This window comes from Paenibacillus solisilvae, assembly GCF_042656405.1.
GTDB lineage: Bacteria > Bacillota > Bacilli > Paenibacillales > Paenibacillaceae > Paenibacillus_Z > Paenibacillus_Z solisilvae.
In genome coordinates, this window is sequence record NZ_JBHSOW010000117.1 from 37,563 (window position 1) to 51,816 (window position 14,254).

The 14,254-nt window shown below is 44.5% G+C and carries 13 protein-coding genes; 8 read left to right on the plus strand and 5 right to left on the minus strand.

Annotated features, from left to right (window positions below; genetic code table 11):
* Window positions 1–80 precede the first annotated feature (80 nt).
* From jag to rpmH, 4 genes are all read right to left on the minus strand, one after another.
* The gene (gene jag / locus ACFPYJ_RS29605) at window positions 81–734 is read right to left on the minus strand and encodes an RNA-binding cell elongation regulator Jag/EloR (RefSeq protein WP_379191853.1); all 654 of its coding nucleotides are present in this window, start codon (window positions 732–734) and stop codon (window positions 81–83) included.
* Window positions 731–1,504, minus strand: a complete 774-nt coding sequence (locus tag ACFPYJ_RS29610) for a YidC/Oxa1 family membrane protein insertase (RefSeq protein ID WP_379191854.1) — start codon at window positions 1,502–1,504, stop codon at window positions 731–733. Before ACFPYJ_RS29610 ends, jag begins: the two co-directional genes overlap by 4 nt.
* A gap of 138 nt (window positions 1,505–1,642) precedes the next feature.
* Window positions 1,643–1,990, minus strand: a complete 348-nt coding sequence (gene rnpA / locus ACFPYJ_RS29615; RefSeq protein WP_379191855.1) for a ribonuclease P protein component — start codon at window positions 1,988–1,990, stop codon at window positions 1,643–1,645.
* Window positions 1,991–2,071: 81 nt separating this feature from the next.
* On the minus strand, window positions 2,072–2,206 hold the full coding sequence (gene rpmH, locus ACFPYJ_RS29620; protein WP_090574515.1) for a 50S ribosomal protein L34: 135 nt from the start codon (window positions 2,204–2,206) through the stop codon (window positions 2,072–2,074).
* A gap of 625 nt (window positions 2,207–2,831) precedes the next feature.
* Between rpmH and dnaA the strand changes: the two genes are divergently transcribed.
* The 6 genes from dnaA to gyrB all read left to right on the plus strand — a co-directional run bounded on the left by dnaA (window position 2,832) and on the right by gyrB (window position 9,167).
* The gene (gene dnaA, locus ACFPYJ_RS29625) at window positions 2,832–4,184 is read left to right on the plus strand and encodes a chromosomal replication initiator protein DnaA (RefSeq protein WP_379191856.1); all 1,353 of its coding nucleotides are present in this window, start codon (window positions 2,832–2,834) and stop codon (window positions 4,182–4,184) included.
* 195 nt (window positions 4,185–4,379) lie between these two features.
* Window positions 4,380–5,522 (plus strand): DNA polymerase III subunit beta, encoded by a 1,143-nt coding sequence (dnaN, locus tag ACFPYJ_RS29630; protein ID WP_379191857.1) that lies wholly within the window; start codon window positions 4,380–4,382, stop codon window positions 5,520–5,522.
* 16 nt (window positions 5,523–5,538) lie between these two features.
* Window positions 5,539–5,760 (plus strand): S4 domain-containing protein YaaA, encoded by a 222-nt coding sequence (yaaA, locus tag ACFPYJ_RS29635; RefSeq protein ID WP_379191858.1) that lies wholly within the window; start codon window positions 5,539–5,541, stop codon window positions 5,758–5,760.
* Window positions 5,761–5,805: 45 nt separating this feature from the next.
* A complete protein-coding gene (gene recF, locus ACFPYJ_RS29640; RefSeq protein WP_379191859.1) occupies window positions 5,806–6,915 on the plus strand; it encodes a DNA replication/repair protein RecF in 1,110 nt (369 codons plus the stop codon).
* Between the two features lie 21 nt (window positions 6,916–6,936).
* Window positions 6,937–7,185 carry an extracellular matrix regulator RemB gene (gene remB, locus ACFPYJ_RS29645; protein WP_379191860.1) on the plus strand — a complete coding sequence of 83 codons (249 nt, stop codon included), beginning with the start codon at window positions 6,937–6,939 and terminating at the stop codon, window positions 7,183–7,185.
* 68 nt (window positions 7,186–7,253) lie between these two features.
* Entirely contained in the window at window positions 7,254–9,167 is a 1,914-nt protein-coding gene (gene gyrB / locus ACFPYJ_RS29650; RefSeq protein ID WP_379191861.1) for a DNA topoisomerase (ATP-hydrolyzing) subunit B, read from the plus strand.
* Window positions 9,168–9,213: 46 nt separating this feature from the next.
* On the opposite strand, the gene ACFPYJ_RS29655 is transcribed toward gyrB, so the two are convergent.
* On the minus strand, window positions 9,214–9,960 hold the full coding sequence (locus ACFPYJ_RS29655) for a YheC/YheD family protein (protein WP_379191862.1): 747 nt from the start codon (window positions 9,958–9,960) through the stop codon (window positions 9,214–9,216).
* A 347-nt stretch (window positions 9,961–10,307) separates the two neighbouring features.
* On the opposite strand from ACFPYJ_RS29655, the gene gyrA reads away from it, so the two are divergent.
* Together gyrA and ACFPYJ_RS29665 are read left to right on the plus strand one after the other, a co-directional pair.
* Window positions 10,308–12,806: a DNA gyrase subunit A gene (gene gyrA / locus ACFPYJ_RS29660; RefSeq protein WP_379191863.1), complete on the plus strand. Its 2,499-nt coding sequence runs from the start codon at window positions 10,308–10,310 to the stop codon at window positions 12,804–12,806.
* 38 nt (window positions 12,807–12,844) lie between these two features.
* Window positions 12,845–13,930 carry an HD-GYP domain-containing protein gene (locus ACFPYJ_RS29665; RefSeq protein WP_379191864.1) on the plus strand — a complete coding sequence of 362 codons (1,086 nt, stop codon included), beginning with the start codon at window positions 12,845–12,847 and terminating at the stop codon, window positions 13,928–13,930.
* The last annotated feature ends 324 nt before the right edge of the window (window positions 13,931–14,254 follow it).

Here is a 14,254-nt window from a genome sequence, read left to right on the forward strand (position 1 = left end):
ATAAGCCTCCAAGGCGTTCTTAAAAAAATGAGCAATGACCACAAGAGAGCCATTGCTGAGATTAGGACAGTATGCGGTCGTTATTTAAGTGAAATGACGACACGCCGATTAGGCTCATCGCCCTTGCTTATTGTTTTAACTTTTGTATGATTTTGAAGCTGCGCGTGAATAATCTTTCTCTCTTGCGGCGACATGGGCTCGAGTACAACTTCTTTCCTCGTACGAATGACATGCCCCGCTAATCGGTCAGATAAATCCTCTAAGGTCTTACGCCTGCGCTCTCGAAAATCCTCAGCATCGAGAATGATCCGTAGATGACTGTCAGAATAACGGTTGGCCACTATATTGACCAAGTATTGCAAAGCGTCCAACGTTTGACCTCGACGTCCGATCAGCATGCCAAGATCACCGCTTCCGGAAAGTGCGAGTATTAAACCATCCTTCGAATCTTGTCGAGCAATGGTAATGTCAAGCCCCATCGTACGTGCTACATCTGTAACGAAACGCTCCGTCTCCACAATAGGGTCGACCGTTACATCTGCTTCAACTACCGCAATCTCAGGTATGAGCTCAAGCTCAACCTTCGCTTCCTTCGTGCCAATGAACCCGAACAGCCCTTTGGAAGGCTGTTCAAGCACCGTTACCTGGACACGATCGGCGGTCACTTGCAATTCCGTTAAACCCTTACGTACAGCATCTTCGATCGTTTTTCCCGATGCTACGATTTTCGTCATTTTGCAGGTACACTCTCCTTGTCCTTAGAGTTGCGTACGTACAAGAAATAGTTTTGGATAATCGTGTAGATATTACTGAAGATCCAGTAAAGCGGAAGTGCCGCTGGGAAGTTAAGCGCCATTACAAAGATCAAGACAGGGAAAATCATCATAATCCCCTGCATAGCAGGCATTGCCTTTTGCTGCGACTGCATCATTTTGGATTGAATAAAAGTAGTTATCGCCGCCAGGATCGGCAGAACATAAGTGTGATCCTTCTCTCCAAGCTGAAGCCACAGGAATGTATGCTCACGTATGTTTTCATTCATATAGATCGAGTTATACAATGCGATAAAGATTGGCATCTGTACGAGTAATGGCAAACATCCTGCAAGCGGATTAACTTGATGCTGCTGAAACAGCTTCATCGTTTCTTCCTGCTGCTTTTGAGGGTTGTCCTTATGCTTTTCTTTCAATTTAGCCAGTTCTGGCTGAAGTGCCTGCATCGCTTTTGAACTGCGGTATTGCTTCAATGTAAGAGGAAGAATTAGCGTTCTGACGATAATAACCATCAGAAGAATCGCGACTCCATACTCTCCGTTGAACCATTTTGCAAAATTTTCAAGCGCTAGTGAAAAATAATACACTACATTCCGCTGCCAGAAGTTTCCGTGTGACAGCTGATCCATTGAAACAGGGTGCGTAGCTGATGAGCATCCGCTCAACAAAAGCATCACCGCAAGTAAGCCAAATGCAGTTAACCATGTACGTTTCGAAATACGGGACAACATGTAAAACTCCTCTCTGCGCACCATCAAAGCGTCAAGTCCGAAGGACTGACCGCCAGCAAATTCATTCTCGTAAACTATATCACATTTTATGGCACAAAGAAACAAGCCTCCGGTGCTTGAAAAAAGCGATTTCAAGCGTTAACGGGACTGCTTCAATAGTCCTGCGCGTTTTAGCACATGGAGCATGCTTTTCTCCAGTTCCTGCATCTTCAAGCCGACGGCAGGTTTACGGACAATGACGATAATATCAAGCTGTCCTGTAATCCGATCCGTATGGTGGCGCACGATCTCCTTCACAAGCCGGCGCATACGGTTCCGTACGACGGCATTGCCGATCTTTTTGCTGGCCGAGACACCTAGCCGCAAAGGATCCGCTTTGGATTGGCGAGACCAGTAAACGACAAATTGATTATTGGCGAACGATTTGCCATTGCGATAAATCCGGCTAAAATCTTCGCGGTTACGTAATCGCAGCTTTCTTTGCACGGCTCATTCTTCTCCTACGACCCTCATAATTTCATTATTCCCGTATAAATGAAAAAAAGACCACACGAAGTGGTCTTATACTTACGCACTCAATACTTTTCTTCCACGTTGACGGCGCGCGCTCAATACTTTACGTCCATTAGCAGAAGCCATACGTTTACGGAAGCCATGAACTTTCTTACGTTTGCTCACATTCGGTCTAAATGTCGGTCTCATTTCATTAGCACCTCCTATTTCCTAACTAAATGCGCCTTGCGAAAACCTATTTCTCGTCGTTATTCACGATCGCTAAGGGTCAGTTTTCTCAAAAAGCGGTAAACAGCTTCGCAGTTCGCGTACTCAACTGCGAACGGTAATCGCGAAAAAACGCCTTTTTTAATTAAACCATGCCACCCCACAAAAGTCAACCGAATCGACTAGCCAGGCACACTTGTGGATAACCTAAAAAATATGGGCATCTCGGAAAATTTTAATAACATGTGGATACATTTTTCTTGATTTCCCGCATTATGTCGAACTAGTAACAAGATATAAACAATATCTAGTGTTGTCTATAACTTTTATACACAACCTATAGAATTTGTGGATAAATTCCGCGGAATCGTTGAATATCAAGGGTTATTTTGCTATGATAGATTTGTTTTTGATGTGGATGACTTCGCAAGACTCTGTGCATTATCAACAGCCTGTGGATAACAATGTGAACAACATTTCTCCCCTTCTGATAAATTCATGTGCATATCCTTAGTATTGTGGATCAAACTACACTATTTCTTAAAATTCGACATCCTATATGCACAACAACAGCGTTTTCGGTGAATTTGATAAGGAGTGACAATCTGTGGATAGCCATACGCATGAAATGTGGCAGCAGGTGCTGTCGATCATTCAAACGAAGCTCAGTAAGCCAAGTTTTGACACTTGGTTCAAAGCTACTAAGGCTTCTTTTAATGGCGATTCAATGGTTGTTGTAACAGCGCCTACGACTTTTGCAGCTGAATGGCTTGAAAGTCGCTATACAAAGCTTGTGCGGACTACGCTGCAAGAATTTATGGGCCGTCAATATGATATTAAATTTGTAATTGAAGAGAATAAGCCTCCTGAGCCAATTGTCGTTCAGCCTCAAATCCTGCCTACCGTTAATGTCGGGCCGGAAGAAACGTTTTCTCATATGCTTAATCCCAAATATATGTTCGATAATTTCGTTATTGGAGCAAATAACCGATTTGCCCATGCAGCGTCGCTAGCCGTAGCGGAGGCGCCTGCCAAGGCCTACAATCCGTTATTTCTATATGGGGGAGTAGGACTTGGGAAAACGCATTTGATGCATGCAATTGGTCATTATATTTTGGAGCATAATCCAAGTACACGGGTCCTTTATCTGTCTTCTGAGAAGTTTACGAATGAATTTATTAATGCGATCCGGGACAACCGTGGAGAGAGTTTCCGTAATAAATATCGAAATATCGACGTTCTTCTCATTGATGATATTCAGTTTCTCGCGGGTAAAGAACAAACGCAGGAAGAGTTTTTCCACACATTTAATGCGCTTCATGAGGAACGCAAGCAAATCGTTATTTCCAGTGACCGGCAGCCGAAAGAAATTCCGACGCTCGAGGAAAGACTGCGCTCCCGTTTTGAATGGGGACTTATAACCGATATTCAACCTCCTGACTTAGAAACTCGTATTGCGATTCTAAGAAAGAAGGCCAAAGCTGAGAACCTGGAGATTCCAAACGAGGCTATGGCTTATATCGCCAGTCATATTGATACGAACATTCGGGAACTTGAAGGTGCTCTAATCCGTGTTGTGGCATATTCCTCGCTTATAAACGAAGATATTTCATCCCACCTTGCTGCAGAGGCCCTCAAAGACATTATTCCTTCCGGCAGACCGAAAATGATCACCATGCAGGACATTCAGCAGAAGGTTGGAGAGCTTTACGGCCTGAAACTAGAAGAATTCAAGGCTCGCAAACGAACCAAAGCTGTCGCGTTCCCAAGGCAAGTTGCCATGTACCTGTCTCGAGAATTAACCGACTATTCGCTTCCCAAAATCGGTGAAGCCTTCGGGGGCCGGGACCATACCACGGTCATTCATGCCCATGAGAAAATCACGCAGCAGCTGAAGATCGATTCGGAGCTCCATAAAATCGTTCAAACGCTGACCGAAAAAATTAAAAATCACACGTGAACAACTTTTAAGCCTATGCACACTCTATACACATGTGGATAGGCTTACTTTATCGGCACTTTATCCACTTATCCACATATTCAGCGTCCCTACTACTACGACTAGCTTTAAATAACTAAAGAACATCATCAATATAAAGTGCAAAACTGCGAATTTCTTACCTTTTTCGCATACCCTGCACATAGGAGTGAAATCATGAAATTAACAATAAGAAAAGATCAATTAAACGATGCTATCCAACAAGTTTCCAAAGCATCGTCATCAAGGCCGGCTATCCCTATTCTTGGCGGAATCAAATTTGATGTAACCCATCAAGGCGTTACTTTAACGGCAAGCGATACCGATATTTCAATTCAAAGCTTTATTCCAGTGGAAAACGGAGAATATGTTATAGCGAAAGTAGAAAAACCCGGAAGTGTAGTCCTTCCTGCAAAATTTTTCGTTGAGATTGTTAAAAAACTGCCTTCCGATGAAATCGAGATTGAAGTTAAAGAACATCACCAAACGATGATTCGCTCAGGATCCACGGATATTCAAATGGTCGGCCTTGATCCTGAAGAATTTCCGATACTGCCAACAATCGAAGAAAGTGAAACCATCTCCGTTCCGGGCGATTTGATTAAATCCATGATTCGTCAAACGGTATTCGCTGCATCGACCAGTGAGCAAACCCCTATTCTCACCGGCGCACTATGGAATTTGGCGGAAGGCCAATTAAAGTTTGTTGCTACAGACCGTCACCGATTGGCTAGCCGCTCCGCAGCAGTGACCGCGGGCATTGACTATCGTTTTTCAAACATTGTCATTTCAGGTAAAACGCTTAATGAATTATCCAAGCTTGTACCCGATGACAGCAGCGAAGTTGAAATCGTCGTTGCAGACAATCAAGTACTGTTCAAAATGGGTAATATGCTGTTTTATTCCCGTATCTTGGACGGTACTTATCCAGATACTTCTAAGATTATTCCGCAGACATTCAAAACAGAACTCGTTCTGCACACAAAAAAACTAACCGATGCCATCGACCGCGCTTATCTCATGTCACGTGAAGAAAAAACGAACATTGTTCGCCTTATTACGCAGGAAGACGGCACGATCGAAATTTCCTCAAGCTCCACAGAACTTGGGCGGGTAACCGAGCAATTAGAGGTTAAAGAAATGAATGGAGACGCACTTCGTATTGCGTTTAATTCCAAATATATGCTCGATGCGCTTAAAGTCATCGACAGCGAATATTTGTTTATTGGCTTTACTGGAGCAATGAGCCCTATAATAATTAAGCCGACGGATCACCCACACAGCTTGCATCTAATATTGCCGTACCGGACAACCGGCTAAACAGGAGCGATAAACAATGAATGACAATGAAATTGAAATAACGACAGAATATATCCCCCTTGGACAGTTTTTGAAACTGTCAGGATGTATCGATACTGGCGGAGCGGCCAAGTTTTTTCTGCAGGAGAAGAAGGTTGTCATCAATGGGGAGCCGGATAATCGCCGGGGACGCAAGCTCTACCCTGGTGACAAAGTAAAGGTAGAAGGATTCGAAGTCTTTACGGTCGTGAAGCGTTAAAGCGCCAAAGGGCTTATTCGCGAGCAAGAACCGGGAGGCAGCGGGGTGTACTTAAATTCGATTCAGTTAAACCATTATCGCAATTATGAGCAGCTTGAAATTAAGACGGATAGTCAAGTGAATTTATTTATTGGTCCCAATGCTCAGGGGAAAACAAATTTGCTCGAGGCCATCTTCGTGCTGGCACTCACGAAGTCTCATCGAACAAGCAAGGATAAAGAGCTTATTGGCTGGCAGTCCTCGGAAGCGCGAATAAGAGGTGAAGTCGATAAGAAGTACGGAGGGCTTACACTTGATTTAACGTTGTCGACACAAGGCAAGAAGGCGAAGATTAACGGACTCGAACAGCGGAAATTGAGTGATTTTGTCGGTGCATTGAATGTTGTGATGTTTGCGCCGGAGGATTTAGAAATTGTCAAAGGTACACCGGGCATTCGCAGGCGATTTCTTGATATGGAAATCGGCCAGGTTCAGCCCGGTTATTTGCATTCACTCGGCCAATACGCCAAAGTCCTGATGCAGCGCAATAATTACTTAAAGACGGCTTCACCTGGAAGCACGCAGCAGGCCATGATGGACGTGTGGAATATGCAGCTTGCCGAGCATGGTGTTAAAATCGTGAAAAAAAGGCAAAACTTTATTTATAAACTCCAAAAGTGGGCCCAGCAGATCCATGCAGGCATAACTGCTGGTTCAGAAGAGTTAACAATCGTATACCGCCCGTCCTTCGAATCGGACGGCATCGAAGAAGAATCTGTTTTATTTGAGCAGTTTATGATAAAGTTAACACAGGTAAAGGATCAGGAGCTCCGCCGAGGGCTTACACTTGTCGGTCCTCATCGTGATGATATGGCCTTTTATATAAATGGCAAAGAGGCGTCCGTATACGGTTCGCAAGGGCAGCAGCGAACGACCGCACTGTCGCTTAAATTAGCAGAGATCGAGCTCATCCATGAAGAAATTGGTGAGTATCCGCTTCTGCTGCTCGATGATGTCTTGTCTGAGCTTGATCAGAACAGACAGACGCAATTGATTGAAACCTTTCAAAGTAAAGTACAAACGTTTATTACAACGACCGGTCTTGAAAGCGTTAATGTCAATAAGCTGCAAGATTCTCGTATCTATCATGTGCGAGATGGTCAGGTAGCACGTTAGGAATGAAGGGTGGAGGCTCCCATGTACATTCATTTGGGTGGAGAAAAAATTATTCGCGCTGCAGAGCTTGTAGCGATTTTTGATATTTCTATCGAGCAATCCTCCAAACTGTCCAAGCAATTCGTTGCGCAGGCACGAAAGCGGAAAGACGTTGAAGTCATAGGAGAAGAAGAAGCGAAATCGATTGTTGTTACGCAGCACAAAATATACTATTCGCCCATATCATCCTCCACGTTGAAGAAACGATCGCATCAATTGGTGACGAATTAAGCGGCATGTGTAGGCGATTAGACTAATTGATGTGGCAAGAGCAGTTGAGAGGAGCAGTGAATTCGAGAATGTCGGTAAATCAGCAGCACGGGTACGATGAGAATCAAATTCAAGTACTAGAAGGTTTAGAAGCCGTACGGAAACGTCCGGGTATGTACATCGGATCCACAAGCTCCAAAGGGCTTCACCATTTGGTTTGGGAAGTCGTGGATAATAGTATTGACGAAGCGCTCGCAGGATATTGCGATCGCATTTTAGTGACTATACATGAAGATAACAGTATTACCGTTATTGATAACGGACGGGGAATTCCTGTCGGCGAGAATACGAAGATGAAACGTTCAACCCTGGAAGTCGTTATGACGGTTCTTCATGCCGGAGGAAAATTTGGCGGAGAAGGTTATAAGGTGTCCGGCGGTCTTCACGGAGTTGGTATATCGGTTGTTAATGCCTTGTCTGAGCAGGTTATTGTTACAGTTAAACGCGAAGGCAAGATTTATCAGCAGGAATATCGCCGCGGCGCTCCGCAATATGATGTCAAAATCGTCGGTGATTCGGATGAAACGGGAACGACTACCCGTTTTAAGCCGGATCATGAAATTTTTACAGAAACGCTTGTCTATGAGTATGAAGTCCTTCAAAACCGGATTCGTGAGCTTGCTTTCTTAAATAAAGGCATTGAAATCGTGTTGCTCGACGAACGTACTGGAGCGACCAACACGTATAAATACGAAGGCGGTATCATTGAGTTTGTCCGATATCTAAACCGCAGCCGGGAATCTCTGCATGAGAATCCAATTTATGTGGAAGGGCTTAAGGACAATATTTCTGTCGAGGTAGCGCTTCAATACAATGACAGTTATACAGAGAATATTTACTCCTTCGCCAATAATATCAACACGCATGAAGGCGGCACGCATGAATCAGGATTCAAGAGTGCTCTGACCCGGATCATTAACGAGTATTCCCGCAAAATGAATGCGATTAAGGAGAATGATTCGAACTTGTCAGGTGATGATGTTCGTGAGGGACTGACCGCGATCATCTCCGTCAAAATTCCTGAACCGCAATTCGAAGGTCAAACCAAGACAAAGCTGGGTAACAGTGAAGTTCGCGGTATAGTGGAATCGCTGTTCGCTGAGAAGCTTATTGAGTTTCTAGATGAGAATCCATCGGTTGCAAAGAAAATCGTGGATAAAGGCCTGCAAGCAGCCCGTGCGCGTGAAGCTGCGCGAAAAGCACGTGAGTTAACACGACGGAAAAGCGCGCTTGAAGTCAGCTCTCTGCCTGGTAAACTTGCTGATTGTTCTTCCAAGGATGCTTCCATCAGTGAAATTTACATCGTAGAAGGTGACTCCGCGGGTGGATCGGCCAAGCAAGGACGGGATCGTCATTTCCAGGCTATTCTGCCTTTGCGCGGGAAAATCCTCAATGTTGAGCGGGCACGTTTGGATCGTATTTTGTCCAATACGGAGATTCGGGCAATTATTACAGCGCTTGGCACAGGTATTGCCGAAGACTTTGATATTACCAAAGCTCGTTACCATAAAGTTATCATTATGACCGATGCGGACGTCGATGGCGCTCATATTCGTACACTGCTGCTCACGTTCTTCTTCCGGTACATGCGCAAAATCATCGAAGCCGGCTATATTTATATCGCAGAACCGCCGCTCTTCAAAATTGAACGCAATAAAGTGATCCGTTATGCTCAAAGTGAGAAAGAACGTGATCAGATCATTGCTGAGTTCGGAGATGGCGTTAAAGTAAATGTCCAGCGTTATAAAGGTCTTGGAGAGATGAATGCGACCCAGCTTTGGGAAACAACGATGGATCCAGAGAGCCGTACGATGATGCAGGTAACGATTGATGATGCGATTGAAGCAGATAACATGTTTGAAACCTTAATGGGTGACAACGTTGAGCCTCGTCGTGATTTCATCCAACAATTCGCTAAGTTTGTTAAGAACTTAGACGTATAGGACTCAGTATTCATAAAGCCGTCCGGTTTCAGCCGGACGGCTTTTCTCATAAGCGGCCGTATAATTTACAATAGCGCCTGATTTTACGGAAAATACGCTTATCCTGTAATTTGCGAAATATATAAGGGTCAGGAAGTGTATTAACCTCAAGAATCCAAGGTTTAAGCGATGTATCAACGGCCACATCGACACCAATCTCTTTAAGTCTTGGATATTTCGTTTGCAGTTGAGTTGCGATTGCAACCCCTTGTTTGCATAATTGAGTTTTGTAAGCAGCGATGTCTGCATGTGAGAGATGCCGTCCCATCAGCTTCTCAATCGACATAGGTGTGCCGCCGCTGTGATAGTTTGTTACAATCTTGCGAGGATGACTGAGCCGACCGATGATCCCAGTGGACTCCCACTCATTCGTATCATTTTTCTGAACCATGACTCGAAGGTCAAATCGCCGGCGGGAATATTTTAAAAGATAAATACCCCGCTGTATGAGATACGGACGATTGGATATAATCCGCTGCAGAGGAACAATCATTTGCTCGAAGGAGGGGAAGGCTCGTTTCTTTGTTTTAACCTGGAACGAATAGTTCCCACTGCTTGATTTCTGAACCCGGATAACTCCTGAACCGTAAGTGCCGAAATCAGGCTTTACATAAACCATTCCATATTTATTCAGCATCTGGTTTAATGCATCTTGGCTCCATTCCACAGTTACCGGTATCTGATCCCGCAGTTCCTCAGATTTAATCAGCACATTGGTTTTTGCCCACTTACTACTAACCCGTTGAATAGCCAAAGAGGCTCCGCCTTTCGATTTCTCTAGTTGCAATTCTAAGGACGTATAAGCATGCAGGAGACATCGATTAAAAACGATGTTATAATAAAGATAATGCCTATTTTTTGACCTGTGGTTTGAGCATGCTGTCACTTGAATAGTTTATGGCAATACAGTTAAAGCGGCCAGGGCGAATACCTACCACTTCCGGATCAATGACGAAAAATACGAGTGCAGCAAAGATTATCTTCCGGAAGGTTTAATAAAGGCGTTATTGTGCAAAAACTATAACAAAGAGATTTCCATTATTTGTTACAAAGGTAATGCTATCGAAGTGTGTTTTTCTTCGAAACTTTAGGAGGTCAACAATGGCGGAAGAACAACGTTCGCAAGTACGAGATCGCGACATCGGCGTCGAGATGCGAGAATCGTTTATGGATTATGCGATGAGCATTATCGTAAGCCGCGCGCTCCCCGACGTAAGAGACGGATTAAAACCGGTGCACCGCCGCATTTTATTTGCGATGTCAGAACTGGGCATGTCTTCAGATAAGCCGTATAAGAAATCCGCGAGGATTGTTGGCGAAGTCATCGGTAAGTATCACCCCCATGGCGATTCTGCAGTCTATGAAACAATGGTCCGTATGGCACAGGATTTCTCGCTTCGTTACATGCTGATCGATGGGCATGGTAACTTTGGTTCGATTGACGGAGACTTTGCAGCTGCGATGCGGTATACCGAAGCGCGTCTATCTAAGATTGCGATGGAGATGCTCCGTGATATAAATAAAGAAACAATCGACTTTGCTCCCAACTATGATGGAGAAGAGCATGAGCCGACCGTTTTACCCGCGCGTTTTCCAAACTTATTGGTCAATGGATTGACTGGTATCGCGGTAGGGATGGCTACAAACATTCCTCCGCATAACTTGGGCGAGGTTATTGATGGTGTCCAAGCTATGATCCGCAACCCGGATATCACTCCAATTGAACTGATGGATTATATAAAAGGTCCCGATTTCCCAACAGCAGGCTTTGTAATGGGGCGCGAAGGCATTCGCCAAGCTTACACAACCGGACGCGGATCAGTAACGATGCGTGCACGAGCAACGATTGAGGAGAATGGCGGTAAAGCACGGATTATCGTGCACGAGCTGCCGTACCAGGTCAATAAAGCTCGTCTCGTTGAGAAAATTGCAGAGCTCGTACGAGAGAAGAAAATTGAAGGTATTACGGATCTCCGTGATGAGTCCGATCGCAATGGTATGCGTGTTGTCATTGAGCTGCGCCGCGATATTACGCCAAGCGTCGTATTGAATAACTTATACAAGCAAACTCAAATGCAGATGAACTTCAGCTACAACATGTTGGCTCTTGTTAATCGTGAACCGCGTGTTCTTAATTTGAGGGATATTCTGTACTACTACCTGCAGCATCAAATTGAAGTTATACGCCGGCGTACGGAATTCGATCTTAAGAAAGCCGAAGCTCGCGCACATATTCTAGAGGGCTTGCGTATTGCACTCGATCATTTGGATGAGGTTATTAAACTTATTCGAGCTTCTCAGACTGCTGAGGAAGCGCGAGATGGTCTAATCTCACGTTTCAGTCTAACTTACGATCAAGCACAGGCTATCTTGGACATGCGTCTGCAAAGACTTACTGGACTAGAGCGGGATAAGATTGAAGCAGAGTACGCTGAACTCCAGAAGAAAATTGCGGAATTAAAAGCGATTCTTGCTGATGAGCAGTTGGTTCTCCAAATCATCAGCGAAGAGCTTGAGGATGTGAAATCAAGATTCGGAGACGAGCGCCGGACTGAACTGATGGCAAGCGATGATGAGATTCTAGATGAAGACCTTATCCCTCGTGAAGATGTCGTCGTTTCGGTGACGCATTCCGGCTATGTGAAGCGTCTGCCGGTTACCACTTACCGCAGCCAGAAGCGCGGCGGTAGAGGTGTAATTGGTATGGATACGAAGGATAATGACTTTGTTGAGCATCTTTTCGTCTCTAATACGCATCACTTCCTGCTGTTCTTCACCAACAAAGGCAAAGTCTACCGCTTGAAGGCGTATGAGATTCCAGATTTGAGCCGGACAGCAAGAGGGACACCGATTATTAACCTTCTTCAGATTGAACAGGGCGAAACGGTTAATGCGGTTATTCCGGTTGAGTCATTTGAATCGGAACAATTCCTCTTCTTCGCTACCAAGCAGGGGGTTGTGAAGAAAACGCCTCTTGATGATTACTCTAATATCCGCAAAATTGGTCTGATAGCGATTAACCTTCGTGAAGACGATGAGTTGATAGGTGTGAAACTGACGGATGGCAACCAGGAAATAATCATGGGAACAAGCCAAGGGATGTCTATTCGATTCCCTGAGCAGGATGTACGTCCGATGGGCCGTTCGGCAACCGGGGTTAGAGGTATCAACAGTGATGACGATGATTTTGTTATTGATATGGACGTTGTCGTGCCGGAGAACGAAGTGCTTATTGTTACCTCAAAAGGTTATGGTAAACGGACGCCGATCAGTGAATATCGGATCCAAACTCGCGGTGGTAAAGGAATTAAAACACTCAATGTAACTGAGAAGAACGGACCAATCGTAGGTCTTAAAGTGGTTCAAAACGATGAGGATCTGATGATTATGACATCATCAGGTACAATGATTCGTATGAGCATGGATGGAATCTCGACAATGGGTCGTAATACTCAGGGTGTGAAGCTGATTCATATCCGTGAGGAGGATTCCGTTGCTACCGTCACGCGCGTAGCTCGAAGTGATGAGCAGGAAACGAATGAAGAGCTGGAAGAAGATGCTCAAGTGGAAGGAACATCTTCGGAAACGGATGAGACTTAAGAAGAGTGACTCACCGCATATAGGTGGAGGAGAGAGCAATGGCAACGGTAGCGGTATCGCAAATTAAGCTCGGGGATAAGATTGTACAGGACGTTCTTACCCCTCTTGGCAGTGTTCTTTTTCATAAGGGAAAAGTTATAACTCCTCGGGAGCTTGAAATCCTTCAAGCATTTTTAATCCCTACCGTCGTCGTTGGTTCATTAGGAGATAAGAAAGAAGAAGCTGCCGCTGCCGGCGATAAAGTGCAGGAACAGGCAAAAGACGCATCACCAAAATCTCCTATTATGGACCAATATGATCGTACAGTTGCACTGCTCAAAGGCGTCTCTAATCAAGTCATGAGCGGAATGGGTAATTCTATTCTTGAAATACGCAATCAACTAGAAGCTCTTCTCTCACATATTCAAGAGTACAAAATTTTAACCTTCTCACCGAGCTCGGTTAAGAATGAAGATTATCTTTATCACAAAAGTGTTATGTCGGCAATGAGCTGCTACATGCTCGCACAGTGGAATGATTTTCCGAAGAAGGATTGGATTCCGGCAGCACTTGCCGGTCTCCTTCATGATATCGGCAATGCCAAGATAGACAGGGCCATATTGAATAAGCCTACCAAATTGACCGCTGAAGAAGCGGAAGAGATGAAACGGCATACCGTATTAGGCTACCAGATCCTATTAAAAGTAACGGCCATTAACGAAGGTGTGAAGCTCGCGGCGCTGCAGCACCATGAACGAGTCGATGGAAGCGGCTATCCTTTAGGTGTTGTATCCGCGAAGATTCACCCGTACGCGAAGCTGGTGGCAATTTCGGATATCTTTAATGCGATGACGATGAAACGAATTTATCGTAAAGCGACTTCGCCGTACATGGTACTTGAACAGATCCAACAGGATTCATTCGGTAAACTCGAACCGGCTTATGTTCAGACCTTCATTGATAAAGTAACCCAGTTTCACAATGGTACGATTGTAAGGCTGAGCGATGACCGCATAGGAGAAATTGTCTTTTCAGACCGCAATTATCCGACAAGACCTTGGGTATCTATTAATGGAACCATTGTAAATTTATCAATTGAACGTCAGCTCTATATAGAAGAGATCATGAACAAAATGGATTCTTAAAAAGGTATTGACCTAGCAATCTAAACTGTGCTATATTATTTCTTGCCGCTTTTGGCCTGAGAGTATAGCACAGTTTTTTATTTAAAAGAAAATAAAAAATAAAGCTTGCAATTAACTAGGCGGATGTGTTATATTAATCAAGTCGCCGCTGAGAGAATGGCGGTCAACACGAAGAACTAAATTAGACATTTGTTCCTTGAAAACTGAACATGAGTGACCTGTCATAAAGGTTTTAAAAAGCTAGCAAAGCTTGAGTAATTAAGCTTCTGTAAGGTGGAAGTCCTTCGGGACGGAAACACTATTATGGAGAGTTTGATCCTGGCT